Genomic DNA, 25,560 nt, shown 5'->3' on the forward strand with positions numbered 1-25,560 from the left:
CTGCTTTGCCCGCGACCTTCGCCCTGGATATAACCCATAAACGACAATGCCCCTATCAACCGATAGAGGCATTGTCTTCAACTCACCCTCGGACTGCTAGGTTTTCACACAGTCTGTTAGGGCGCTTTTTTCGTTTCTGCGTTTCGCCTTTTACCCGACGTCAGATTGCGCCGGGGCGAAAGGGTGGCTCGTCATCCGGCACATCGGCCAGTTCATCGAAGCCGGCTTCGATATCCGGCACCACGTAGCTTTCCTTTACCAGCTCTTCTTCTGGCGAGTGCCGGCGCCCCGTGCCCAATAGCCCCACCAAAGCGCCTGCTGCCAAACCGGCAGCCGCGAAGGCCCACGGGTGGCGATGCACGGCCTGGCTCACGGCGCTGGCGCTCTGCTTGACCTGCTCTGTCGCGGCGCTGGCGCCATCGGCCAGGTCGTGCAGCTTGCGACGCGCGGCCTGGCTGCTTTGTTCCAGCGACTGCCTGGCACTGTGCAGGGCATCGGCCAGGGATTCGTGATCCTGCGGCAAGTCAGGCTCGGGCGCCTTCGGCGTGGGGCGGCGCGCCTGCTCCACGGCCAGCCAGGCCAGGCCGATGGCGGTCATGGCAACGGGCACCGGGTTGGCCTTGAGGGTTTGCCCCAGGCGTTCGGCGATTTCCAGACCGCCGCTGTCGCGACCATAGGCTAGCGCCTGATCGATTAGCCGTTGCGGGGTCAGACGTGCCTCTACATCATCGATAAGTGCATCGATACGGCTGCGCTGCTGGTCAATCTCTTGCTCGAGCACTTTCGGGGACTTGAGTGATTCGGCGGCGATGCTGCTGTGAGTACTCATGACATTTGCCTCTGCACCGCTTCCTTGTCTTTCTGCAAGGAGTCCAGGGTGCGTTCGGGAGTGAGTTGGGAAGGGGCGAACTTCTGTTGGCCGACCTTGAGCATGATCAGGCCGATCACGATCACCACGACACCGACGATCAGCGCGGCTGCCCAGGGCGGCAGCACTTCGCTGAGACCATAGACGGCCGCGAGCAGCAGCATCAGCACGCCGCACAGCAGCACGATGGCACCGCCCGCGACGGCGGCAATCCCGGTCTTGGTGGCTTGTAGCGAAGCATTCAGCTCGACCTTGGCCAGTGCCAGTTCCTTGGTGAACAGCGTCTGCACTTCTCGCGTCAACTGGCGCAGCAGGCCGAGTAGCGAGGGCTCCAGTGGCGGTTGCCGTAGATCGTCGTTCATCGCAGTGTCCCTCCATGGGAATAGTCATCAGCGCGGCTGCGACGCTTGCGCAACACACGACTTACCAGAACGCCTACTGCCAGGCCGCCGGCCGCCAGCCAGAGCGGATGTTCGCGGGCGAAGCGGTCGACGCTGTGCACGGCGTGGCCGCTGTAGTTGTTCAGGGTATCGCGCAAGGCGGCGAGCTGGCGTGTGGCTTCGCGCAAGCGATCCGGCGAGACCACGGCATCGGGGTTTTCCAGATCGGCGATGGTGGAGCGGGCGATATTGGCCAGGGCTTCCAGCTCATCGGTGTGCGACTGCTCGGCCTGGATGCGTGCGCGTAGTTGTTCCTGAGCATCGTGCTGCCAGTGCCCGGAAATGATCTTGGCAGGACGCTTGTGCGGGCGGTCTTTGCTGTCGTTATCCATATGACTACACCTGTTGATGCTTATAAATGCGGTACGGCAATGCGTGTTAACGGCTCTGCCCGGGGTTGGCGACTTCCTCGGCAATCGGCATGCCCAAGTCCGCTGTTGCCGGCGCAACCGGTGCTGGCGGCATGGGTGGAACCGCCGTGGCGCGGGTACGATTGGCGACTTCCTCGGCCATCAGCAGCAACTCCTGAAGGCGCTGTACGCGGGCACGCAGATAGTGGATTTCGGCCAGCGGGTCGTCCACTGCGCTTTTCACGCTGCAGTGCCCGCTTAGCCCGCGCAGCAGCAACAGGCCGCCCACGCTCAACTGGCGTCGGCCGCGTTCGCCGTTCTTGCTCGCGCCGAGCGTGGCCAGCAGCAAGCCGCCGCCGATGGACAGCAGGCGCTCCCAGCCTCTGACGTTCTGAGGTGCCGGACCCTGTCGTTCGGGTTGCGATTGCGGTTCGAAGGCGACCATGTGTTCACTCCTGCCTGATGTGACGGGCCAATGGTTCAAGCCAGCTCAAACGGGATCGGGCTGTGGCTTGTCCGGTAGCGCATCGTTGTCGGGTTCGTGGGGCTGGCCGAGTGGAGGGGGCTCGCCCGGCAAGTCGGGTGCCTGGGTTGGATCGGGTACTCGCTGGGTCATGCCTCGTCCCTCGGTGCGTTGCTCTATAGGGTTTGAGGGTGACGGGCGCTGCATGTTCGATCTTTTTGCCCCGCGGTGACCTGCCTGCAACCCAGGCGCAGCGGCCTGGCAGAAACCTTAAACCTCTGTGAGCGGGCCCCGGTCAAGATTTTCTGTCCGACAGCGAACTGCCGGGCCGAGCCGTCGCGCACAGAGACCTCGCGTGGCAACTCCATCCATGTCGGCCCAGCGGGCCTGAACTTCGAGCGAGTTTTCCATGAGCATGACCGTCGCAGATTTCATCGTCGAACGCCTTCACGAATGGGGGGTTCGGCGCATCTATGGCTATCCAGGGGATGGCATCAACGGCGTATTCGGCGCCCTGGCCAAGGCCGAGGGCAAGATCCGCTTCATCCAAGCGCGCCATGAGGAAATGGCCGCGTTCATGGCGGCGGCCGACGCCAAGTTCTCTGGCGATTTGGGCGTATGCATCGCCACCTCCGGCCCCGGTGCGGCCCATCTGCTCACCGGTTTGTACGATGCGCGCATGGACCATATGCCGGTGCTGGCGATCGTCGGCCAGCAGGCGCGCAACGCCCTGGGCGGGCATTACCAGCAGGAGGTGGATCTACTGTCGATGTTCAAGGACGTCGCCGGCGCCTTCGTCCAGCAGGCCAGCGCGCCGTCCCAGGTGCGCCACCTGGTCGACCGCAGCATTCGCACGGCGCTGGGCGATCGTCGGGTGACGGCGATCATTCTGCCCAATGATTTGCAGACGCTGCCCTACGAGGAGCCACCCCGCGAGCACGGCACCCTGCATTCGGGCGTGGGTTACAGCCGGCCGCGGGTTGTGCCCTACGAGGCTGACCTGCAGCGCGCCGCGGATGTGCTCAATGCCGGTAAGAAGGTAGCGATCCTGATCGGTGCCGGCGCGTTGGGCGCTGCGAAAGAAGTCACCGAAGTGGCGGATGTGCTCGGCGCCGGCGTGGCCAAGGCGCTACTGGGCAAGGCGGCGTTGCCGGATGATCTGCCCTGGGTGACCGGCTCCATCGGCCTGCTCGGCACCAAGCCCAGCTATCAGATGATGAACGAATGCGACACCTTGCTGATGATCGGCTCGGGCTTTCCCTATGCCGAATTCCTGCCCAAGGAAGGCCAGGCGCGCGCCGTGCAGATCGACATCCAGGCCGACATGCTCGGCCTGCGCTACCCCATGGAAGTCAACCTGCAAGGCGACGCTGCCGATACCTTGCAGGCGCTGCTGCCACTGCTCGAACGCAAGACGCTGCGCACCTGGCGCAAGCGCATCGAACGCTGGACGGCGCAGTGGCAGACCACCCTGAAGCGCCGCGCCATGGCTTCGGCTTCGCCGATCAACCCGCAGCGGGTCGCGTTTGAGCTATCGCCGCGCCTGCCGGATCGCGCCGTGGTGACCAGCGATTCCGGCTCCTGTGCCAACTGGTTCGCCCGTGACGTAAAGATGCGCGAGGACATGCTCTGCTCGCTGTCCGGCGGCCTGGCGTCCATGGGCGCTGCGGTGCCTTATGCGATTGCCGCCAAGTTCGCCCACCCGGATCGCCCGGTGGTGGCGCTGGTCGGCGACGGCGCCATGCAGATGAACAACATGGCCGAACTGATCACGGTCGCCAAATACTGGCACGAGTGGCAGGACAAGCGCTGGATCTGCGCGGTGTTCAACAACGAGGACCTCAACCAGGTGACCTGGGAGCAGCGGGTGATGGAAGGCGACCCGAAGTTCTCGGCCTCCCAGGACATTCCCAGCGTCGCCTATCACCAGTTCGCCGAGTCCATCGGGCTGATGGGCATCTACGTCGACCGTGAGGAGGATGTCGCTGCGGCTTGGGAGCAGGCGCTGGCCGCTGACCGCCCGGTGGTCATCGAATTCAAGACCGACCCTGACGTGCCGCCGCTGCCGCCGCATATCACCCTGGCCCAGGCCAAGGCCTTCGCGTCCACCCTGTGGCAGGGCGACCCGAACCAGGGCGGCATCCTGCGCCAGGCCACCAAGCAGGTATTGGGTTCGATCCTGCCCGGCAAAGGCCGGCGTTAACCCTCGGCAAGCAGCTGCGCGTGCCGCTCAGGCAGGCGCAGCAGGGCGAAGCGGGCAGCTTCATCGAGGATGCGCGAACGGTCGCCGGCGAAATGTTCGGTGCTCGAATACAGCTGGATGCTGCCGTCCGCCAGGCGAAAGGCCCAGGCGAAGCACAGGGTGCCGGCAGCAATCTCGCCCTGTGGTTCGGGGCCCGCGACGCCCGTGGTGGCGACGGCGACATTGGCCGGGCTGCCGTCTAGCGCGCCCTTGGCCATGGCCCGCGCCACTTCTTCGCTGGTCAGGTTGAAATTGTCTAGGGTGTGCTGGCTCACGCCCAGCAAGCGTTTCTTGGCCGCTGGCGAATACACCACGTGACCGCTGTCCAGGCATTCGCCGCTGCCAGGATGCTTGGCGAGCAGCGCCACGACCATGCCGGCGGTGCAGGACTCGGCTGTGGTCAGATACAACTTGTGACGCTTCAGATAATCGAGCAGCGCTTCGATGTCTTGCATGGCAATTCTCCTCCCGTGGCCGGTGTTTCTTGGATTGGCGCGCCGCTCTGGAGGTGCTGACAGCCTGATCGACGGCAGCGGGCTTTTCCCTGAACTCTGCCGCTTGGCTTTCAGTCAGGTGTAGCAAGTCGAGGAAAGGGGAACGGCCATGCTCATCTCTCTGCAGTCACAGGTCGCGCTGGTCACCGGCGCCAGTTCGGGTATCGGCGCGGCTTCGGCCAAGGCGCTGGCGGAGGCGGGCGCCGCGGTGGTGCTCAACTATCGGTCCGGGCGTGAGGCTGCCGAGAAGCTCGCCGCGCAAATCCGCGATGATGGCGGCCAGGCCATCGCCGTGCGGGCCGATGTATCCAGCGAGCAGGACGTCGAGGCGCTGTTCGCTGAAACCCTTTCCGCGTTCGGGCGACTGGATATTCTGCTGGCCAATTCCGGCATGCAGCGCGACGCGCCGACCATCGACATGAGCCTGGACGAATGGAACCAGGTGCTGCAGGTCAACCTCACCGGCCAGTTTCTCTGCGTGCGCGCGGCGCTGCGGCAGTTCGCCAAGCAGGGCATTCGCGAGGAGATTTCCCGCGCGGCCGGCAAGATCATCCAGATGAGTTCCGTGCACCAGCTGATTCCCTGGGCCGGGCGCGCCAACTACGCGGCCTCCAAGGGCGGGCTCGACCTGCTGATGCGCAGCGTGGCGCAGGAGGTGGGCGAGCAGCGCATTCGCGTCAACGCCATCGCCCCGGGGGCCATCCGCACCGCGATCAACCGTGAAGCCACCGAAGGCGCGGCTGCCGACAAATTGCTCGAGCTGATTCCCTACGGCCGTATCGGTGACGCCGAGGACATCGCCAATGCGGTGGTGTGGCTGGCCTCCGATGCCGCCGATTACGTTCACGGCACCACGCTGTTCATCGACGGCGGCATGAGCCTTTACCCGGAGTTTCGTGACAATGGCTGATATCCAGGATCGTCAGATGCCCATCGAGGCCCATGGCATCATCGGCGACATGCGCAGTGCCGCGCTGGTCGCCGACAGTGGTTGCGTGGACTTCTTCTGCTGGCCGGATTTCGACAGCCCGTCGATCTTCAGCGCCTTGCTCGACACGCCCGAAGCCGGGGTTTTCCAGCTGGCGCCGGATCTGCCCGAGGCGCGCCGTCAGCAACTGTACCTGCCCGATACCAACGTGCTGCAAACGCGCTGGCTGGACGAACAGGCGATAGTGGAATGCACCGACCTGATGCCGATCAATGCGGATGTCGATGCTGCGCCAAGATTGATTCGCACTATTCGCGTGGTCTCCGGCCACGCCACCATCCGCCTGCGCTGTCGGGTGCGCCACGACTACAGCCGTGCTGACACGGTTGCCGGGCTGGAAGGCGGCGATGTGCTGTTCACGGCGCCGGGCCAGCCCAGCCTGCGGCTGTCGGCGAGCGAGGCGCTGAGCCTCGACGATCAGTGCGCGGTCGCCGAATTCGAGCTGCGCGAAGGCGAGCACGCGGAATTCGTGCTCGGTGCGCCGGATGATCCGCTGGTGTCCGCTGGTGCCTGCGAGCATTGCCGCGACGAGACCGTGAAGTACTGGCGGCGCTGGATGAAGCAGTCCAACTACCGCGGACGCTGGCGTGAGATGGTGCATCGTTCGGCACTGGCGCTCAAGCTGCTGACCTCACGCAAGCATGGCGGCATCATTGCCGCTGCTACCTATGGTCTGCCGGAAGCGCCGGGCGGTGAGCGCAACTGGGATTATCGCTACACCTGGATTCGCGACGCCTCGTTCACCGTCTACGCCTTCATGCGCCTGGGTTTCTCCGAGGAAGCCAACGCCTTCATGCGGTGGGTGCGCGACCGCGTCGATGACTGCTCGGAAACGCCGGCGCACCTGCGCATTCTCTACAGCCTGCGCGGGCAGCATCACCTGCCGGAAAGCTCCCTCGATCACCTGGCCGGCCACGGCGGCGCGAAGCCGGTGCGTATCGGCAATGAAGCCCATGAGCAGACCCAGCTGGATATCTTCGGCGAACTTCTGGACGCCGTGTACCTGGCCAACAAGTACGGCGAGGCGATTTCCTACGAAGGTTGGAAGCATGTGGTGGGCATCGTCGATCAGGTATGCGACAGCTGGCAGCAGAAGGATGTCGGCATCTGGGAGATTCGCGGCGAGGAGCAACATTTCCTGCATTCGCGGCTGATGTGCTGGGTCGCGCTGGATCGCGCCATCCGCCTGGCCGAGAAGCGTTCGCTGCCAGCGCCGTTTGCGCGCTGGAACGACGAGCGCCAGGCCATCCACGACGACATCTGGAACAATTTCTGGGACGAGAGCTGCGGGCATTTCGTGCAGCGCATCGGCTGCCAGGACGTCGACGGCTCCATGCTGCTGATGCCGTTGATGCGCTTCGTCGCCGCCACCGATCCACGCTGGTTGGCGACCCTGGAGGCCATCGAGCAGCAGCTGGTGCGTGACGGCATGGTGTATCGCTATCGCACCGACGACGGGCTGGAAGGTGAGGAGGGCTCGTTCATGGCGTGCTCGTTCTGGTACGTCGAGTGCCTGGCGCGTGCCGGCAGGATCGAAAAGGCCCATCTGGAGTTCGAGCAACTGCTGCGCTATGCCAACCCGCTGGGGCTGTATGCCGAGGAGCTGGACAAACGCGGCCACCATCTGGGCAATACGCCCCAGGCGCTGAGCCACCTGGCGCTGATCAGCGCGGCGAGCTTTCTCGACCACCGGCTCAGTGGCGAACGCACCACCTGGCAACCCTGAGCCGGGGCGGTCAGTGGCCACCCTGCACGCCAGCCCAAGCCACGGCGCCGAGAATCAGCGCGCCGCCGAGCAACATGCCAGCGCTCGGTACGGCGCCGAACAGCAACCAGGCGCCGGCGATGGCATAGATCGGCTCCATGGTGATCACCACCGCAGCGGTGTGGGTGCGCACGTGGCGTAGCGAGGCGATGAACAGGCTGTAGGCCAGGGCCGTGCAAAGCACGCCCAGTGCTGCCAGTTGCCACCAGTCGTGATTGGTGATGGTCGGCACCTCCGGCAGGCACCAGAGCAGCAGCGCGAGGCTGATCGCCAGGCATTGCCACCAGCACGAAGCCAGGCCATTGACGTTGCTCGCCGCGTGCTTGTTGGCCACGGCAATCGCCGCATACACGGCACCGGACAGCACGCCATAGAGCAGGCCGACGGTGGCGCCATCGCGCAGGTCGAGCGACGGGGTGATCAGCACCAACCCAATCGACACCAGCACCAGTATCCAGCGATCGCTTCGCCCCAGGCGTTGGCCAAACACCAGCCTTTCGATCAGCGCGGTGAACGCGGGAAACGAGGCGAAGCCCAGGGTCGCCACGGCCACACCGCCGGTTTGCACTGCCATGAAGAACAGCAGCCAGTGCACCCCCAGTACCAGACCTGTGGCCAGCAGTTTGGCAGCGGTGGCCGAGGTGATGCCGCGCCAGGGGCGCTTGCCCAGGCACAGGCAGAAAAGGCTCAGGGCCAGGAGCGCGAAGGCGGAGCGGCCCAGCACGATCATGCTGGCGCTGACCTTCAGTGATTCGCCGAACAGCGCCGAAACGCCGACCAGCAGGGCGGCGGTATGCAGCTGAATGTGCGCAGTGCGAAGGCTCATCGGGTTTCTGCCTGATCGGAGAGGTGACAGAGTGCCAAGTCAGCGGCGTCAGGTAAAACGGATTGTGCGGCTGGCTGGTCAGGTGAGCGTTGCGCGGCCCGCAGCGTTATAGTCGGGAGCCGTGTCATCTTCATCAAGCGAGGATCTTATGAGTTGCGCAGCCCTGGGCATCGACTATCCGATCATCCAAGCCCCCATGGCGGGTACTGCCACGCCGGCTCTTGCCGCTGCGGTCAGCAACGCCGGCGGGCTGGGCTCGATCTCCATCGCCGCGGTGCAGGCCGAGGCCGGCCGGCAGATGATCCGGGAAACCCGCGCCGCCACCAGCAAACCGTTCAACATCAACGTGTTCTGCCACCGCCTGAGCGTTGCCGATGCGGCCAGGGAGCAGGCGTGGCTGGCGCACCTGCGGCCCTATTTCACCGAGTTCGGCGCAGCTGCGCCAGAGGCCATCCGGGATATCTACTGCAGTTTCCAGGAGGACGAAGGGCAATTGCAGGTTCTGCTGGAAGAGCGACCGCCCATCGTCAGCTTTCACCTGGGGCTGCCGCCGCAAGCGCGCATCGATGCCCTGAAAAGCGCCGGCATCACCTTGCTGGCGTCGGCCACCACGCTGGAGGAAGGGTTGCTGGCGCAGGATGCCGGCATCGACATCATCGTTGCCCAGGGCATCGAGGCCGGCGGCCACCGCGGGGTGTTCGACCCGGCCCGCGATCAGGGCATCGGCACGTTGGCCCTGGTGCGGGTGCTGGTCAATAACCTGTCGCGCCCGGTTATCGCCGCTGGCGGCATCATGGATGGCGCCGGGATCGCTGCCGCCATGAACCTGGGGGCTTGCGCTGCGCAACTGGGCACCGCGTTCATCCTTTGCCCCGAGTCGGCCGCCAACGAGGCCTATCGCAGCCTGCTGGGCAGCGAGCGGGCGCGTGTCACCCAGGTAACGACGGTGATTTCCGGGCGTCCGGCGCGCGGCATCGTCAATCGTTTCATGGCTGAAGTCGGGGCGCCCGGTCACCCTGCAGTGCCAGGGTTCGGGATTGCCTACGATGCCGGCAAGCAACTGATCGCCACTGCCGCCAAGGCCGGTAACGTCGAATTCGCCGCCCATTGGGCCGGGCAGGGCGCGGCTCTGGCGCGGACGATGCCGGCGGCCGAATTGGTGGCTGTGCTGCAACGCGAATACCTGGCGGCGCGCGGCTAAGAAGCTGCTCATGATCTGTCGGCCCAGCTTCGCCGATTTCGGCTGCTAAGTGGCGGGGGCGGCCGTTCACCGATCCACTGTGGGAGCGCGCCATGCGCGCGAAAAAAAACGCGGGCATGGCCTGGGCGCCCCGCCCGCTCCCATAGGTACTGCGCCGATGACCGCTTCTGCCTCGCAGTTACCGCTTCAGGCACATAAAGACCGTGAACAGGTTTTAAGGCGGGGGAGAGCGTTCACGCGGGCCGGCGACGTCGTCGGCCCAGGCGGGAAACGATGCGATTCAGGCCGAGTGCAGCTGAACTTCCTCGATGGTATCGGCGCGGGACGGGGCTTCGACACCGGTCAACTCACTGATCAGCACCCATTGCTGGTCCAGTTCCTGGCTCACCGCGCCGAGGCGGGTGATCATCTTCGAAGCGGCAGAACGAACGCCACTGTCATCGCTACGCAGCAGGTCGAAGGACAACGCCGTCATGGCAGCAGTCATATGGGTGATGCTGCGAGAGGTGAGGGTGAGCAGTTCGGTCAGTTGTTGTTCTTTGGCGTTCATCTCGTGCTTCCTTGACTGGACGAGTCGATACACAGCGTTAGGGGAAACTGCGTCAGGCCATCAGATCCTTGATGGCCGGCAATGGGGCGCCGTTCACAACAGGGCGTGGCATTGTGGTCAAAATGATATCACCGTCACTCCAGGGGCTGGCAATATGCGGCAGCGGGGCGAATGAAGATATTTTTCATGCCTGCCCAGGCCGCTTCGGGTCGGCAAATCCTTTGCTGATCCACCCCACCTCGATGGGTACTGTCGATAAATGTTAGTCGACCCGTGCGCCGGAGCAGCCGCAACGTTTAAACTGCGTCTCGTGGGCCGACGGACGGGTATCCCCCAGCTGCGGCCAGCTACGGCGCTGTAAGAAGTTGTCGCATGCCGGCAATGCCCGCCCATGAGCACCCCCTACAATCTTTCGCATCGCCGGCCCCTCGGGCCCGCGTGTCTCGTCAGGAGAGTCCCGATGTCCGTTCAGCACGACCCGGTGCAACGCGCCGATTTCGACCAGGTGATGGTGCCCAGCTACGCGCCGGCTACGTTCGTGCCGGTTCGCGGCGCCGGCTCGCGCGTCTGGGACCAGAGTGGTCGCGAGCTGATCGACTTCTCCGGCGGCATCGCCGTCAATGCTTTGGGCCATGCTCACCCGGCGCTGGTCAAGGCGCTGACCGAGCAGGCCGGCAAGCTGTGGCACGTTTCCAACGTGTTCACCAACGAGCCGGCGCTGCGCCTGGCCAAGAAGCTGGTGGACGCCACCTTTGCCGAGCGGGTGTTCCTCTGCAACTCCGGCGCCGAAGCCAACGAGGCCGCGTTCAAGCTGGCCCGCCGTGTGGCCCATGACCGTTTCGGGGCGGACAAGTACGAGATCATCGCGGCGACCAACAGCTTTCACGGCCGTACCCTGTTCACCGTCAGCGTCGGTGGCCAGCCGAAGTATTCCGATGGCTTTGGGCCGAAAATCCAGGGCATCACCCATGTGCCCTACAACGACCTCGAAGCGCTCAAGGCGGCGATCAGCGACAAGACCTGCGCCGTCGTGATCGAGCCGATCCAGGGCGAGGGCGGTGTGCTGCCGGCGGATCTGGCCTATCTGCAAGGCGCTCGCGCGCTGTGCGACGAGCACAATGCACTGCTGGTGTTCGACGAAGTGCAGAGCGGCGTCGGCCGTTCCGGTCATCTGTATGCCTACCAGCACTACGGCGTGACGCCTGACGTGCTGTCCAGCGCCAAGAGCCTGGGCGGCGGTTTCCCGATCGCGGCGATGCTGACCACCGAAGCCCTGGCCAGCCATCTGGCCGTCGGCACCCATGGCACCACCTATGGCGGTAACCCGTTGGGTTGCGCAGTCGCTGAGGCGCTGCTCGATGTAGTCAACACGCCTGAGGTACTCGCAGGCGTCAAGGCCAAGCATGAGCGTTTCAAGACCCGCCTGTTGCAGGTCGGCGAGCGCTATGGAGTGTTCTCCGGGGTGCGCGGCATGGGCCTGTTGATCGGTGCGGTACTGTCCGATGCCTGGAAAGGCAAGGCGCGTGAATTTTTCGATGCGGCAGCCGGCGAGAATCTGATGATCCTGCAGGCCGGCCCGGACGTGGTGCGCTTCGCGCCCAGCCTGGTGATCGAGGATGCCGACATCGACGAGGGCCTGGATCGCCTCGAGTGCGCCGTGGCCAAGCTGGCTGGCGCCTGAACCTTGCGGGCGGCTGGGCGCCGCCCGCTCAATTCGCTGCGTCGGCTGCCGCCGGCCAGCCTCACGGACGATGATTCTCGCTGTCAGGGCTGCAACGCCCCAGCCTTGCTGAAGGAGTGAACCATGCTGGTTATGCGCCCTGCGCGAATGACCGACCTCGCCGAAGTGCAGCGCCTGGCCGCGGACAGCCCGGTGGGCGTCACCTCGCTGCCCGACAATGCCGAGCGCCTGCGCGACAAGATCGCTGCGTCGGAAGCGTCGTTCGCCGCCGAAGTCAGCTTCAACGGCGAGGAGCGCTATTTCTTCGTGCTCGAAGACAGCGAAACCGGCCGCCTGTCCGGCTGCTCGGGCGTCGTCGCCTCAGCCGGCTACTCCGAGCCGTTCTACAGCTTTCGCAACGAGACCTTCGTTCACAACTCCCGCGAGCTGAAGATCCACAACAAGATCCACGTGCTGTCGCTGTGTCACGACCTGACCGGCAACAGCCTGCTCACCAGCTTCTACGTGGAGCGCGGGCTGGTCGACAGCGTCTGGGCCGAGCTCAACTCCCGTGCGCGCCTGCTGTTCGCCGCCTGCCACCCGGAGCGGTTCGCCGACGCCATGGTGGTGGAGATCGTCGGCGAGAGCGACGACGCCGGTGAGTCGCCTTTCTGGGATGCGGTTGGGCGGCATTTCTTCGGCATGAGCTACGGCGAAGCGGAGCGCCTCTGCGGGCTGCGCAGCCGCGCCTACCTGGCAGAATTGATGCCCCACTACCCGATCTACGTGCCGCTGCTGCCCGATGCCGCCCAGGAGTCCATGGGGCTGGTGCATCCGCGTGCCCAGGTGTCGTTCGATATTCTGATGCGTGACGGTTTCGAAACCGACCATTACATCGACATCTTCGACGGCGGCCCGACCCTGCATGCGCGCACCTCCGGCATTCGCTCCATCGCCCAGAGCGCGCTGGTGCCGGTGGTGTTCGGCGAGGCGGGTGAGGGCGGCCAGGCGTACCTGGTCAGCAACGAGCAACTGCAGGGGTTTCGTGCGGTCGTCGCGCAGCTGGAGTGGGCGCCCGGCCAGCCTGCGATGCTCGATCCGCAGACCGCGCAGATTCTTGGCGTCGCCGAAGGCGGCCAGGTAAGGCTGGTGGCGGTATGAGTTTTCCAACCATGAGCGCCACCCGTCTGGCTCGCGATTTTCCGGAGGCAGCATGATCGTTCGCTCCGTACGGGCCGGCGACCTGCCGGCACTGATCGACCTGGCGCGCAGCACCGGCACCGGCCTGACCACCCTGCCGGCCAACGAAGCGCGCCTGGCCTACCGGGTCGGGCGCGCCGAAAAGACCTTCAGCGGCGACGCCGAGCGCGGCGATTGCGACTACATGTTCGTGCTCGAGGACGATGACGGCCGCGTGCTGGGCATTTCCGCCATCGCCGGGGGCGTCGGCTTGCGCGAGTCCTGGTACAACTACCGGGTCGGCCTCACCGTCTGTGCGTCCCAGGAATTGGGCATCCACCGTCAGGTGCCGACGCTGTTCCTGGCCAACGACCTGACCGGCCATTCCGAGTTGTGCTCGCTGTTCCTGCATGGCGACCATCGCACCGGCCTGAACGGGCGCCTGCTGTCCAAGGCGCGGTTGCTGTTCATCGCCGAGTTCCGCGAGCGTTTCGGCGAGAAGATCATTGCCGAGATGCGCGGCGTGTCCGACGAGCAGGGCCGTTCGCCGTTCTGGGAGTGCCTGGGCCGGCATTTCTTCCGCATGGAGTTCTCCCAGGCGGACTACCTCACCGGCGTCGGTAACAAGGCGTTCATCGCCGAGCTGATGCCGCGGTTTCCGCTTTACACCTGCTTCCTGTCCGAAGCCGCCCGCGAGGTGATCGGCCGGGTGCACCCGGATACCGAACCGGCGCTGGCGATGCTCAAGTCCGAGGGCTTCAGCTACCAGGGCTATGTCGATATCTTCGACGCCGGTCCGGCCATCGAGGCGGAGACCACGAAGATTCGTGCGATTCGCGACAGCCAGCTGCTGGTGCTGGCCATCGGCACGCCGGGTGACGATGCGCCAGTGTACTTGGTGCACAACCGCAAGCACGCCGATTGCCGCATGACCGCAGCCCGGGCGCGGATGGCCGCCGGGACGCTGGTGGTCGACCCGCTGACCGCCCGGCGCCTGCGCCTGAATGTCGGCGATCAGGTGCGCGCAGTGCCCCTGGCGGTGAAGGCCTGAACCACCGTTTCTGATATGACCGGGGCGGCGCGCTGCCCCGACCGGCAATGTCGCCGTAGAGCGACAGCCGTGACAGGTAGCAGGTCAGCGCCCAGCGCTGGCCTGTGCAACCGTGAAGCCTGGAGTGATAGACCATGAGCACGCATTACATTGCAGGTCTCTGGCAGAAAGGACAGGGCAATACCCTGGAATCCCTCAACCCGGTCAGCCAGCAGGTGCTCTGGGTGGGCCGCGAAGCCGACGGAGCCCAGGTCGAGGCGGCCGTGCAGGCGGCCCGCGAAGCCTTCGCCGATTGGGCGGCGTCGCCATTGAGCGAACGCATCGCGCTGCTCGAGCGCTTCGCCGCCGTATTGAAAGCCCGGCAGGACGAACTCGCCCACACCATCGGTGAAGAAACCGGCAAGCCGCTGTGGGAGGCGAGCACCGAAGTCGCCAGCATGATCGGCAAGGTGGCCATCTCCATTCAGAGCCATGCCGAGCGTACCGGCCAGCGCAGCGGGGCTCAGGGTAGCGTACTGCGCCACAAGCCCCATGGCGTGGTCGCCGTGTTCGGCCCGTACAACTTTCCCGGCCATCTGCCCAATGGGCACATCGTGCCGGCCCTGCTGGCCGGCAATACCGTGGTGTTCAAACCCAGCGAGCAGACCCCGAAAGTCGCCGAACTGACGCTCAACTGCTGGATTGAGGCCGGCCTGCCGGCTGGCGTGCTGAACCTGGTACAGGGCGCGCGGGAAACCGGCGCGGCCTTGGCGGCTCACCCGGGCATCGACGGCCTGTTCTTCACCGGTTCCAGCCGCACCGGCAACCAATTGCACGCGCAGTTCGGCGGCCAGCCGCAAACCATCCTGGCCCTGGAGATGGGCGGCAACAATGCGCTGATCGTCGATCAGCCTGCCGATGTCGATGCGGCGGTGTACTGCATCGTCCAGTCCGCGTTCATTTCCGCCGGCCAGCGCTGCACCTGTGCCCGCCGCTTGCTGGTGCCCGAGGGCGATTGGGGCGACGCGCTGCTGGCACGGCTGGTCAGCGTGGCCGCCAGTATCAAGGTCGGTGCCTTCGATGCCGAGCCGGCACCGTTCATGGGCGCGGTGATCTCCCTGGACGCCGCCCAGCACCTGCTCAAGGTGCAGGAACGGCTGATCGACAAGGGCGCGCGGCCGCTGCTGGACATGAGCCAGCCGCTTGAAGGCGCGGCGCTGCTGACGCCCGGCATCATCGATGTCACTGCCGTGCAGCCGCGCGCCGACGAAGAAGTGTTCGGGCCCTTGCTGCAAGTGATCCGCTACGCCGATTTCGACGACGCCATCGTCGAAGCCAATGCCTCCCGTTTCGGGCTTGCGGCGGGGCTGCTGTGCGATTCGCGTGAGCGTTACGAGCAGTTCTGGCTGCGCAGTCGCGCCGGCATCGTCAACTGGAACAAGCCACTGACCGGCGCCGCCAGCAGCGCGCCGTTCGGTGGCATTGGCTCATCGGGTAATCATCGCCCCAGCGCCTATTATGCGGCGGATTACTGCGCCTATCCGGTCGCTTCGCTGGAAAGCGAGCAACTGGCGTTGCCCGACAGCCTGGCGCCGGGAGTCAGCCTATGAGTCGACTCACCTCCTGCGAGCTGAACATCGACGGCCTGGTCGGCCCGACCCACAACTACGGCGGGTTGTCGTACGGCAACGTGGCCTCGCAGAACAACTGCCAGGTGGCGTCCAATCCGCGGGAAGCGGCGCGTCAGGGGCTGGCGAAGATGAAGGCACTGATGGACATGGGCTACGCTCAGGCGGTGCTCGCTCCCCAGGAGCGCCCTGATGTGCAGGCGCTGCGTGCCTGTGGCTTCACCGGCAGCGATGCCCAGGTGATCGAGAAGGCCGCGCGCGAGGCCATGCCGCTGCTGGTCGCCAGTTGCTCGGCCTCGAGCATGTGGACGGCCAATGCGGCGACCGTCAGCCCCAGCGCCGATACCGCCGACGGGCGCGTGCATTTCACTGCGGCCAACCTCAACTGCAAGTTTCACCGCTCCATCGAGCATCCCACCACCAGCCGCGTGCTGGCGGCGATGTTCGCTGACCAGTGCCATTTCGCTCACCACGGCGCCTTGCCCGCCGTCAGCCAGTTCGGCGACGAGGGCGCGGCCAACCATACCCGTTTCTGCCGCGACTACGGCGAGCGGGGTGTGGAGTTCTTCGTGTTCGGTCGCAGTGCCTTCGACCTGCGTCTACCAGCGCCGCAGCGCTACCCGGCGCGCCAGACCCTGGAGGCTTCCCAGGCCGTGGCCCGGCTGCATGGCCTTGCCGATGACGCTGTGGTCTTCGCCCAGCAGAACCCGGCGGTGGTTGATCAGGGCGTGTTCCATAATGACGTGATCGCCGTGGGTAACGGCCAGGTGCTGTTTCATCACGAAGATGCCTTTCTCGACAGCGAGCGGGTGGTGGGCGAGCTTGGCGACAAGCTGGCGCGCCTCGGCGGGCGCCTGCAATCGGTGTGCGTGCCGCGCCACGTGCTGGGTGTCGAGGATGCGGTGCGCTCCTATCTGTTCAACAGTCAGCTGTTGAGCCGTGCCGACGGGCGTATGCTGTTGGTGGTGCCGGAGGAATGCCGCGGCAACCCGCGGGTCTGGGCCTACCTGCAGACCCTGTTGGGCAGCGCCGGGCCGATTGCCGAGGTTCGCGCCTTCGACCTCAAGCAGAGCATGCAGAACGGCGGCGGCCCCGCCTGCCTGCGCTTGCGTGTAGCCTTGCAGGCAGAGGAGCTGGCGGCGATGAATCCGGGCGTGATGCTGACGCCGCAACTGTACGAGCGGCTGCTGCAATGGGTCGACCGCCACTACCGTGATCGCCTGAGCGAGCATGATCTGGCCGACCCGCAGCTACTCGACGAATGCCGCACGGCGCTGGATGAGTTGACGCAAATCCTCGATCTTGGCGCCGTGTACCCCTTTCAACTCATTTGAGCGGCTCGATGGCGAGCCGCCAGCCATACTGGAGTAACCATGAGCGACGCCCTGCAACTGATTCTCGAAGACGCCGACGGCACCCAGCTGGAAACCTCGTGCACCCGTTTTGCCGTAATGTGGCAGGGCAAGGAGGTGTGGATTCAGCAGGTCGGCAACGGCCAGCTGATGATCGGCGTCGATGTCGCCGAAGGTGATAGCGAATACGCCAACCTGCTGCTGCGCCCGCTGGCCACCAACCTGGTCAGCCTGGAACTGGAAATGGAGCCGGTCGATGACGGCGCCGACGATGACCATGTCCATGGCCCGGACTGCGATCACTGAGGAACGCCCATGCTCGCCCTCGGCAAACTGCTCGAACTGACCCTGACCGGCCATGAGCCGGCTTCGAAGATCCAGCTGACGCCGCAGGGCACGCGCTTGCGCTGGCTGGCCGAGGGCGCACTCGAAATAACCCCGGCGCGCGGGCGCGACAACGGCATGGACCTGTTGTTGTCCGCGGGCATCCACGGCAACGAAACCGCGCCGATCGAATTGCTCGACCGTTTGCTGCGGTGCATCGCTCGCAGCGAGTTGCAACCGTGTGCACGCGTGCTGCTGCTGTTCGGCAATCCAGCAGCCATGCGCCGTGGCGAGCGTTTCGTCGAACAGGACATCAACCGCCTGTTCAGCGGCCGCCATGAGCTGAGCAGTGGCGGTGAGGCGATGCGTGCCTGCGAGCTGGAGCACCTGGCCTCGTCGTTCTTCGTCGACTCCAACCGTGAACGCCTGCATTACGACCTGCACACGGCGATCCGTGCCTCGCGCATCGAGCAGTTCGCCCTTTACCCCTGGGCCGAGGGGCGTCGCCAGTCGCGTCGCGAGTGCGCGCGTCTGCAGGCCGCCGGTATCGACGCGGTGCTGCTGCAGAGCACACCCTCGACCACCTTCAGCGCCTACACTTATGCCGAACTGGGCGCCGAAGCCTTCACCCTCGAACTGGGCAAGGCCAGGCCGTTCGGCCACAACGAGCTGGTCAATCTGGATCGCCTCGAGCTGCGTTTGCAGGCGCTGATCGAAGGCAACGAGCCGCCGATCGAGGAGCATGCCGTCGAGCACCTCAAGCTGTTCGCCTTCGCCCGAGAGCTGATCAAGCACAGCGACGCCTTTGTTCTGCACTTGCCGGCGGACGTGGAAAACTTCACCGAGCTGGAGCCCGGCTATCTGCTCGCCGAAGACCTGGCCAACAGCCGCTGGGTGGTGGAAGAGCAGGGTGCGCGGATCATTTTCCCCAATCCCAAGGTGCATAACGGTCAGCGTGCCGGCATCCTGCTGGTGCCCGCTGCCGACTCTTCACTGGAGTGACCCGTTAGAATCTGTTCATGATCTCGCAGTCCAGACTCGTCGATTTTGGCAGCTAAGTGGCGGTAGCGGCCGGCCGCCGCTTGTGGGAACGGGCGATGCCCGTGATTTCGCGGGCATCGCCCGTTCCCACAGGTAAAGCAACGATATCCGCTCCTGCCTTGCGGCTGTCGCTTCATGCGCATGAAGATCGTGAACCGGCTCTTCGCGGAGCTGCCAACCAACCTCATTTACTCGTACAGGAGTGCCCATGCCCATCATCGATCTGCGTAGCGACACCGTGACCCAACCCACCGTCGGCATGCGCGAAGCGATGCTGGCCGCCGAACTGGGCGATGACGTGTACGGCGAAGACCCGACCGTCAACCGGCTGGAGCAGCGCGTGGCGCGGGATCTTGGCTTCGCCGCCGCGCTGTTCGTGCCCACCGGTACCATGAGCAACCTGCTCGGGCTGATGGCCCATTGCGAGCGCGGCGACGAATACATCGTTGGCCAGCAGGCGCACACCTACAAATACGAAGGGGGCGGCGCGGCGGTGCTCGGCTCGATCCAGCCCCAGCCGCTGGACATGGAACTCGACGGCTCCCTGGAGCTTGCCCGGGTCGAAGCGGCGATCAAGCAGGATGACTTCCACTTCGCCCGCACCCGCCTGCTGGCCCTGGAAAACACCATGCAGGGCAAGGTGCTGCCGCTGGAGTACCTGGCGGATGCCCGCGCGTTCACCCTTGACAAGGGCCTGGCGCTGCACCTCGATGGCGCGCGGCTGTTCAATGCGGCAGTCAGGCAGGGAGTCGACGCGCGGGAAATCACCCGCCATTTCGACTCGGTATCCGTGTGCCTGTCCAAGGGCCTGGGTGCGCCGGTCGGCTCGGTGCTGTGCGGCAGCGAGGCGCTGATCGCCAAGGCTCGTCGCCTGCGCAAGATGGTCGGTGGCGGCATGCGTCAGGCCGGCGTGCTGGCGGCGGCCGGGCTGTACGCACTGGACCATCAGGTCGCGCGCCTGGTGGAGGATCACGCCAATGCCGATTCCCTGGCGGCCGGCCTGCGCGAGCTGGGCTATTCGGTCGAGCCGGTGCAGACCAACATGGTCTACGTGCAGATCGGCGAGCGTGCCGCGGCCCTGAAGGCCTTTTGTGCCGAGCGCGGCATTCGCCTGAGCGCCGCGCCACGCCTGCGTATGGTCACGCACCTGGATGTCGACGCCGGCGCCATGGCTCAGGTGATCGAAGCCTTCGCCGCCTTCCGCGCCTGAGACGGTCGACGTGCAGCACCAGGCATTGGCCTGGCCGCTGCAGCCCAGTGTTTTCCGGCCATCGCGCCGCCTGCAAATAATTCAGCCCATGCCCTAGCCGCCACGGACAAGCCCGATATAATGCGGGCTTTTGCCGGCTCTGCCGTGGCCGCCTGTTTTCCTGGAAATTGCCAATGAAAAGCGCAGAAATCCGTGAAGCTTTCCTGAGCTTCTTCGAAGAGAAGGGGCACACCCGTGTCGCTTCCAGCTCCCTGATTCCGAACAACGACCCCACGTTGCTGTTCACCAACGCCGGCATGAACCAGTTCAAGGACTGCTTCCTGGGCCTGGAGAAGCGCGCCTACACCCGCGCCGCCACCAGCCAGAAGTGCGTGCGCGCCGGTGGCAAGCACAACGACCTGGAAAACGTCGGCTATACCGCGCGTCACCACACCTTCTTTGAAATGCTCGGCAACTTCAGCTTTGGCGACTATTTCAAGCGTGATGCCATCCACTTCGCCTGGGAATTCCTGACCGGCGACAAGTGGCTGAAACTGCCCAAGGACAAGCTCTGGGTCACGGTGTACGCCACCGACGACGAGGCCTACGACATCTGGAACAAGGAAGTCGGTGTGCCGGCCGAGCGGATGATCCGCATCGGCGACAACAAAGGCGCGCCGTACGCTTCCGACAACTTCTGGACCATGGGCGATACCGGCCCGTGCGGCCCGTGCACCGAAATCTTCTTCGACCATGGCGAGCACATCTGGGGCGGCCCACCTGGCAGCCCGGAAGAAGATGGCGACCGCTACATCGAGATCTGGAACAACGTGTTCATGCAGTTCAACCGTACCGCGGATGGCGTACTGCACCCGCTGCCGGCGCCGAGCGTGGATACCGGCATGGGCCTGGAGCGCATCAGCGCCGTGCTGCAGCACGTCAACTCCAACTACGAGATCGACCTGTTCCAGAGCCTGCTGGCTGCCAGCGCCCGGGCCATCGGCTGCGCCAACAACGGTGATGCTTCGCTGAAAGTGGTGGCTGACCACATCCGCTCCTGCAGCTTCCTGATCGCCGACGGCGTCACGCCGTCCAACGAAGGCCGTGGCTACGTGCTGCGCCGAATCGTGCGCCGCGCCTGCCGTCACGGCAACAAATTGGGCGCCAGGGGCAGCTTCTTCCACAAGATCGTTGCGGCCCTGGCCAGCGAGATGGGCGAAGCCTTTCCAGAACTGAAACAGCAGCAGGCGCACATCGAGCGCGTGCTGAAAACCGAAGAAGAGCAGTTCGCCAAGACCCTGGAGCAGGGCCTGAAGATCCTCGAGCAGGATCTGGCCGAGCTGAGCGGCACGGTGATTCCGGGTGAAGTGGTCTTCAAGCTGTATGACACCTACGGCTTCCCGATGGACCTGACCGGCGACATCGCCCGTGAGCGCGAACTGACCCTCGACGAAGCCGGTTTCGAGCGTGAGATGGAGGCCCAGCGCGTGCGCGCCCGTTCCGCCAGCTCCTTTGGTGTGGACTACAACAACCTGGTCAAGGTCGACGCTGATACCCGTTTCCTCGGCTACAGCGCCACCGTTGCCAGTGGCGAGCTGCTGGTGCTGCTGCGCGACGGTCAGTCCGTCGGCACGTTGAATGAGGGCGAAGAGGGCGTCGTGGTGCTCGACCAGACGCCGTTCTATGCCGAATCCGGTGGCCAGATCGGTGACTGTGGCTTTCTCGAAGGCCCAGGCGTGCGTTTCGATGTGCGCGACACCACCAAGGTTGGCGGCGCCTGGCTGCACCACGGCGTGGTCAGCAAGGGCAGCCTGAGCGTCGGCGCCACCATCAACGCCGAAGTGGATGCCTCGGTGCGTACCGCCACCGGGCTCAATCACTCGGCCACTCACCTGCTGCACGCCGCGCTGCGCCAGGTACTTGGCGAGCACGTGCAGCAGAAAGGCTCGCTGGTCGACAGCCAGCGCCTGCGTTTCGACTTCAGCCACTTCGAGGCGATCAAGCCTGAGCAGCTCAAGGAGCTGGAAGAGATCGTCAACCGCGAAGTGCGCCGCAACACCCCGGTGCAGACCGAGGAGATGGACATCGAAAGCGCCAAGGCCAAGGGCGCCATGGCGCTGTTCGGCGAGAAGTACGGCGACAGCGTGCGTGTGCTGACCATGGGCGACGGCTTCTCGGTCGAGCTGTGCGGCGGCATCCACGCCAACCGTACCGGCGACATCGGCGTGTTCAAGATCGTCAGCGAAGGCGGTGTGGCTGCCGGCGTACGTCGTATCGAGGCAGTCACCGGCGCAGCGGCATTCGCCTACCTGAACGGCGCCGAAGAGCAATTGAAAGAGGCCGCGAGCCTGGTCAAGGGCAGTCGCGACAACCTGCTCGACAAGCTCGCAGCGGTGATCGATCGCAATCGTCAGCTGGAAAAGGAGCTGGAACAGCTCAAGGCCAAGGCCGCCAGTGCGGCGGGCAGCGATCTGGCCGGCTCGGCCGTGGACGTCAAGGGCGTGAAAACCCTCAGTGCGCGCATCGATGGTCTGGATGGCAAAGGCCTGCTGGCGCTGGTCGATCAACTGAAGAACAAACTCGGCAGTGCGGTGATCCTGCTCGGCGGCGTGCAGGACGACAAGGTCGTGCTGGTGGCTGGCGTGACCCAGGACCTGACCGCCAAGCTGAAAGCCGGCGACCTGATGAAACAGGTCGCTGCAGCGGTAGGCGGAAAGGGCGGTGGTCGTCCGGACATGGCCCAGGGCGGCGGGGTCGATGCGGCCGCGCTCGATGGTGCCCTGGCGCTGGTCTGCCCGTTCGTCGAGCAGGGTCTCTGAGGCCCGTTAACTCAAGCGTGACCGTGTCGCCCGCCATGCCCGGCGAGCGACACGGTGGTGTGCGGTGGTGTTGTCTGTTTAATGGGCGCCCTTCACGGGCTGAGGCAGCTTTGAAATGGCTTTGATCGTACAGAAATTCGGCGGTACCTCCGTCGGCACCGTCGAGCGAATCGCACAGGTCGCCGAGAAGGTGAAGAAATTCCGCGAGAAGGGCGACGATATCGTCGTCGTGGTATCGGCGATGAGCGGCGAAACTAATCGCCTCATCGACCTGGCCAAGCAGATCAGCGATGACCAGCCGATCGCTCGCGAACTCGACGTGATGGTCTCCACCGGTGAGCAGGTGACCATCGCACTGCTGGCCATGGCGCTGATCAAGCGCGGCGTGCCGGCGGTGTCCTACACCGGCAGCCAGGTGCGCATCCTGACCGACAGCGCGCACACCAAGGCGCGTATTCTGAGCATCGACGACACCAATATTCGCGCCGACCTCAAGGCCGGTCGCGTGGTGGTCGTCGCCGGCTTCCAGGGTGTGGATGAGCAGGGCAACATCACCACCCTCGGCCGCGGTGGTTCCGACACCACCGGCGTGGCCCTGGCGGCGGCGCTGAAGGCCGACGAGTGCCAGATCTACACCGATGTCGATGGCGTTTACACCACCGATCCGCGGGTGGTGCCCAAGGCTCAGCGCCTGGAGAAGATCACCTTCGAAGAGATGCTGGAAATGGCCAGCCTCGGTTCGAAGGTGCTGCAAATCCGCTCGGTGGAGTTCGCCGGCAAGTACAACGTCCCGCTGCGCGTTCTGCACAGCTTCCAGGAGGGTCCGGGCACCCTCATTACCCTTGATGAAGAGGAATCCATGGAACAGCCGATCATCTCCGGCATCGCCTTCAATCGCGACGAAGCCAAGCTGACCATCCGTGGCGTGCCTGACCTGCCGGGCGTTGCGTTCAAGATTCTCGGTCCGATCAGCTCCGCCAACATCGAAGTGGACATGATCGTGCAGAATGTCGCGCACGATAACACCACCGATTTCACCTTCACCGTACACCGCAACGACTACCAGAACGCTCAGCAGGTGCTCGAAGCCACTGCACGCGAACTCGGTGCTCGCGAGGTGGTCGGAGACGTTAACATCGCCAAGGTGTCCATCGTCGGCGTGGGTATGCGCTCCCACGCCGGTGTGGCCAGCCGTATGTTCGAAGCGCTGGCCAAGGAGAACATCAATATCCAGATGATCTCCACCTCCGAGATCAAGGTCTCGGTGGTCATCGAAGAGAAATATCTGGAATTGGCGGTGCGCGCCCTGCACACTGCGTTCGAACTCGATGCTCCGGCCCGTCAGGGCGACTGAGGCATCCTGCAAAAGGCGCGGCTACCCGCGCCTTTTGTTGTTTTGGTTGGTGTTGGTGGAACTTTCCCTCCGTCCGTACTGGTCAATACTTGAGTGCTGGCCTGTTGCTCTCGCGTCCGGCTGGCGCGTTTCACGTTTGCAGACTTGTTGTCCGAAATTGAATCCGTAAGGAGAAAGGAATGCTGATTCTGACTCGCCGGGTCGGAGAGACCCTGATGGTGGGTGACGAAGTCACCGTCACCGTATTGGGTGTTAAAGGTAATCAGGTGCGGATTGGCGTCAACGCGCCGAAGGAAGTCGCCGTTCACCGCGAAGAGATTTACCAGCGCATCCAGAAAGAGAAGGGCGAAGAACCAAACCATTAATTTTTCTCAAAATTTTGGTTTGCAAACGGGGAAAACATGTTTATCATGCGCCCCGTGTTGCGGAGAGGTGGCCGAGTGGCCGAAGGCGCTCCCCTGCTAAGGGAGTACACCTCAAAAGGGTGTCGGGGGTTCGAATCCCCCCTTCTCCGCCATTATTTGGCAAGCCGGGTTTTACCGGGCTGGCAAACAACCAGAGGTGATCTGGTATAAAAACACCAACGGACTCATAGCTCAGCTGGATAGAGTACTCGGCTACGAACCGAGCGGTCGGAGGTTCGAATCCTCCTGAGTCCGCCATATTGAATGGCTTGCAGTGATGCAGGCCATTTTGTTTCAACCAGCGGTGATCTGGTCTAAAAGCGCCACATGGACTCATAGCTCAGCTGGATAGAGTACTCGGCTACGAACCGAGCGGTCGGAGGTTCGAATCCTCCTGAGTCCGCCATATTGAATGGCTTGCAGCAGTGCAGGGCATTTAGCGTCAACCAGCGGTGATCTGGTCTAAAAGCGCCACACGGACTCATAGCTCAGCTGGATAGAGTACTCGGCTACGAACCGAGCGGTCGGAGGTTCGAATCCTCCTGAGTCCGCCACATCAAAAGGGCCTGCAGCGATGCAGGCCCTTTTTCTTTGCCGAGGATTTTCTAGCGTCTGCCGGTCACGCAGCCGTCTTGGTCGAAAGTGACGGTGCGGCGTTCGCTGTTGTGCTTGCTCGCATAGTGGTAGGTGGTCTGGCCGTTACGCGAGCTGATGCGATCGGGCTTGCCCAGGGTGCTTTCCACGTCGTTGCGGGTCATGCCGGCACGTACCTGCTTCCTGATGATCGCTTCGCGCCTGGCGCTACCAGTGACGGCATTATCGCAGCCGTCCTGCCGACCGCCCACCACGGTCAGGGTGCTTTCACTGGCATCGATCCTGGCGGCCTTGCCGGCTCTGCCATCACTATCCGGAATTGCCAGCGGAACAGGGGCGCCACTTCCGGGTCTTGGATTATGGGTGCTTTGTATGTGCTGCTGCTGGCTGTCGCCGCAGCCGTGCTGGGAAAAGGTGACGTGCCCGCTGGCGTCTTCGCAGCGAAAGACGCTCGAGGCCTGTGAGAGGGTGGGGCAGAGCAGTATGGCGCATAGGGCTGCGCCATGTTTCCAGCGCATAGGGCTTCCTCCTTGTCGAGTGCTCGCAAGCGTAGCCCATGCCTTCGTGGTTGCCAGGTGTCTTGCGCCGGTTTGGTAACGTCGCATCACCGGATTCGTGGCAATGCTCTCAAGAAAATGCTGCAAGCGCTTGTCTTGCCATGCCTTTGTCACGTACGTGGCCGATTGGCATGTTATTATTCGCGCCGTCAGCCCCGCCGGGGCTTGTGGATCCCTTCCATGGACTTACCCAGTAGTAACTCAGAATTCCAAGTGTGCAATCACGTATTGACTGATTGACC

The 25,560-nt window shown here is 64.3% G+C and carries 23 protein-coding genes and 4 tRNA genes; 19 read left to right on the forward strand and 8 right to left on the reverse strand.

Annotated elements, in window-relative coordinates:
- Window positions 1-160: 160 nt before the first annotated feature.
- From BVH03_RS06640 to BVH03_RS06655, 4 genes are read right to left on the reverse strand one after another with little or no spacing between them, the layout of a single operon-like run.
- Complete coding sequence (locus BVH03_RS06640; protein ID WP_075960438.1) at window positions 161-829, reverse strand: DUF3618 domain-containing protein; 669 nt, start codon at window positions 827-829, stop codon at window positions 161-163.
- Window positions 826-1,230: a phage holin family protein gene (locus BVH03_RS06645; protein ID WP_075960439.1), complete on the reverse strand. Its 405-nt coding sequence runs from the start codon at window positions 1,228-1,230 to the stop codon at window positions 826-828. Before BVH03_RS06645 ends, BVH03_RS06640 begins: the two co-directional genes overlap by 4 nt.
- Window positions 1,227-1,640, reverse strand: coding sequence for a hypothetical protein (locus tag BVH03_RS06650; protein WP_075960440.1), 414 nt, complete (start codon window positions 1,638-1,640; stop codon window positions 1,227-1,229). Before BVH03_RS06650 ends, BVH03_RS06645 begins: the two co-directional genes overlap by 4 nt.
- A 46-nt stretch (window positions 1,641-1,686) precedes the next feature.
- Entirely contained in the window at window positions 1,687-2,103 is a 417-nt protein-coding gene (locus BVH03_RS06655) for a YgaP-like transmembrane domain (RefSeq protein ID WP_075960441.1), read from the reverse strand.
- A gap of 427 nt (window positions 2,104-2,530) precedes the next feature.
- On the opposite strand from BVH03_RS06655, the gene BVH03_RS06660 reads away from it, so the two are divergent.
- Complete coding sequence (locus tag BVH03_RS06660) at window positions 2,531-4,324, forward strand: thiamine pyrophosphate-requiring protein (RefSeq protein WP_075960442.1); 1,794 nt, start codon at window positions 2,531-2,533, stop codon at window positions 4,322-4,324.
- On the opposite strand, the gene BVH03_RS06665 is transcribed toward BVH03_RS06660, so the two are convergent.
- The gene (locus BVH03_RS06665; protein WP_075960443.1) at window positions 4,321-4,818 is read right to left on the reverse strand and encodes a CinA family protein; all 498 of its coding nucleotides are present in this window, start codon (window positions 4,816-4,818) and stop codon (window positions 4,321-4,323) included. The two genes, BVH03_RS06660 and BVH03_RS06665, sit on opposite strands and share 4 nt — an antisense overlap.
- A gap of 148 nt (window positions 4,819-4,966) precedes the next feature.
- Between BVH03_RS06665 and BVH03_RS06670 the strand changes: the two genes are divergently transcribed.
- On the forward strand, window positions 4,967-5,767 hold the full coding sequence (locus BVH03_RS06670) for a glucose 1-dehydrogenase (RefSeq protein ID WP_075960444.1): 801 nt from the start codon (window positions 4,967-4,969) through the stop codon (window positions 5,765-5,767).
- Window positions 5,760-7,571: a glycoside hydrolase family 15 protein gene (locus tag BVH03_RS06675; protein ID WP_075960445.1), complete on the forward strand. Its 1,812-nt coding sequence runs from the start codon at window positions 5,760-5,762 to the stop codon at window positions 7,569-7,571. The genes BVH03_RS06670 and BVH03_RS06675 overlap by 8 nt, the downstream gene beginning before the upstream one ends.
- A gap of 10 nt (window positions 7,572-7,581) precedes the next feature.
- Here BVH03_RS06675 and BVH03_RS06680 read toward each other — a convergent pair whose 3' ends face one another.
- A complete protein-coding gene (locus BVH03_RS06680; protein WP_075960446.1) occupies window positions 7,582-8,436 on the reverse strand; it encodes a DMT family transporter in 855 nt (284 codons plus the stop codon).
- A gap of 148 nt (window positions 8,437-8,584) precedes the next feature.
- Here BVH03_RS06680 and BVH03_RS06685 point away from each other — a divergent pair, with 148 nt between their 5' ends.
- The gene (locus BVH03_RS06685; protein WP_075960447.1) at window positions 8,585-9,637 is read left to right on the forward strand and encodes a nitronate monooxygenase family protein; all 1,053 of its coding nucleotides are present in this window, start codon (window positions 8,585-8,587) and stop codon (window positions 9,635-9,637) included.
- A gap of 280 nt (window positions 9,638-9,917) precedes the next feature.
- On the opposite strand, the gene BVH03_RS06690 is transcribed toward BVH03_RS06685, so the two are convergent.
- Window positions 9,918-10,187, reverse strand: a complete 270-nt coding sequence (locus tag BVH03_RS06690) for a hypothetical protein (protein WP_075960448.1) — start codon at window positions 10,185-10,187, stop codon at window positions 9,918-9,920.
- A gap of 460 nt (window positions 10,188-10,647) precedes the next feature.
- Between BVH03_RS06690 and BVH03_RS06695 the strand changes: the two genes are divergently transcribed.
- The 15 genes from BVH03_RS06695 (at window position 10,648) to BVH03_RS06765 (ending at window position 24,721) form a co-directional block, all read left to right on the forward strand.
- Window positions 10,648-11,868, forward strand: coding sequence for an aspartate aminotransferase family protein (locus tag BVH03_RS06695; protein ID WP_075960449.1), 1,221 nt, complete (start codon window positions 10,648-10,650; stop codon window positions 11,866-11,868).
- Between the two features lie 123 nt (window positions 11,869-11,991).
- Window positions 11,992-13,008, forward strand: a complete 1,017-nt coding sequence (gene aruF, locus BVH03_RS06700; RefSeq protein WP_075960450.1) for an arginine/ornithine succinyltransferase subunit alpha — start codon at window positions 11,992-11,994, stop codon at window positions 13,006-13,008.
- A 52-nt stretch (window positions 13,009-13,060) separates the two neighbouring features.
- Window positions 13,061-14,077, forward strand: a complete 1,017-nt coding sequence (gene astA, locus BVH03_RS06705) for an arginine N-succinyltransferase (protein WP_075960451.1) — start codon at window positions 13,061-13,063, stop codon at window positions 14,075-14,077.
- Window positions 14,078-14,211: 134 nt separating this feature from the next.
- On the forward strand, window positions 14,212-15,666 hold the full coding sequence (gene astD, locus BVH03_RS06710; RefSeq protein ID WP_075960452.1) for a succinylglutamate-semialdehyde dehydrogenase: 1,455 nt from the start codon (window positions 14,212-14,214) through the stop codon (window positions 15,664-15,666).
- Window positions 15,663-17,018: an N-succinylarginine dihydrolase gene (gene astB / locus BVH03_RS06715; RefSeq protein WP_075960453.1), complete on the forward strand. Its 1,356-nt coding sequence runs from the start codon at window positions 15,663-15,665 to the stop codon at window positions 17,016-17,018. Before astD ends, astB begins: the two co-directional genes overlap by 4 nt.
- 39 nt (window positions 17,019-17,057) lie before the next feature.
- Window positions 17,058-17,342 carry a topoisomerase II gene (locus tag BVH03_RS06720; protein ID WP_075960454.1) on the forward strand — a complete coding sequence of 95 codons (285 nt, stop codon included), beginning with the start codon at window positions 17,058-17,060 and terminating at the stop codon, window positions 17,340-17,342.
- A 9-nt stretch (window positions 17,343-17,351) separates the two neighbouring features.
- Window positions 17,352-18,362, forward strand: a complete 1,011-nt coding sequence (gene astE / locus BVH03_RS06725) for a succinylglutamate desuccinylase (RefSeq protein WP_075960455.1) — start codon at window positions 17,352-17,354, stop codon at window positions 18,360-18,362.
- Window positions 18,363-18,609: 247 nt separating this feature from the next.
- Window positions 18,610-19,611: a low-specificity L-threonine aldolase gene (ltaE, locus tag BVH03_RS06730; RefSeq protein ID WP_075960456.1), complete on the forward strand. Its 1,002-nt coding sequence runs from the start codon at window positions 18,610-18,612 to the stop codon at window positions 19,609-19,611.
- 173 nt (window positions 19,612-19,784) lie between these two features.
- On the forward strand, window positions 19,785-22,409 hold the full coding sequence (gene alaS, locus BVH03_RS06735; protein WP_075960457.1) for an alanine--tRNA ligase: 2,625 nt from the start codon (window positions 19,785-19,787) through the stop codon (window positions 22,407-22,409).
- Between the two features lie 115 nt (window positions 22,410-22,524).
- The gene (locus tag BVH03_RS06740) at window positions 22,525-23,763 is read left to right on the forward strand and encodes an aspartate kinase (protein WP_013792215.1); all 1,239 of its coding nucleotides are present in this window, start codon (window positions 22,525-22,527) and stop codon (window positions 23,761-23,763) included.
- Between the two features lie 179 nt (window positions 23,764-23,942).
- Window positions 23,943-24,128 (forward strand): carbon storage regulator CsrA, encoded by a 186-nt coding sequence (gene csrA, locus BVH03_RS06745; protein ID WP_013792214.1) that lies wholly within the window; start codon window positions 23,943-23,945, stop codon window positions 24,126-24,128.
- A 61-nt stretch (window positions 24,129-24,189) separates the two neighbouring features.
- Window positions 24,190-24,280 (forward strand) — tRNA-Ser (locus tag BVH03_RS06750).
- Between the two features lie 68 nt (window positions 24,281-24,348).
- Window positions 24,349-24,425 (forward strand) — tRNA-Arg (locus BVH03_RS06755).
- 71 nt (window positions 24,426-24,496) lie between these two features.
- Window positions 24,497-24,573 (forward strand) — tRNA-Arg (locus BVH03_RS06760).
- A gap of 71 nt (window positions 24,574-24,644) precedes the next feature.
- Window positions 24,645-24,721 (forward strand) — tRNA-Arg (locus tag BVH03_RS06765).
- A gap of 51 nt (window positions 24,722-24,772) precedes the next feature.
- Here the strand turns inward: BVH03_RS06765 and bamE are convergent.
- Entirely contained in the window at window positions 24,773-25,279 is a 507-nt protein-coding gene (gene bamE / locus BVH03_RS06770) for an outer membrane protein assembly factor BamE (protein ID WP_075960458.1), read from the reverse strand.
- Window positions 25,280-25,560 lie beyond the last annotated feature (281 nt).

Source organism: Pseudomonas sp. PA15(2017), assembly GCF_001945395.1.
GTDB lineage: Bacteria > Pseudomonadota > Gammaproteobacteria > Pseudomonadales > Pseudomonadaceae > Aquipseudomonas.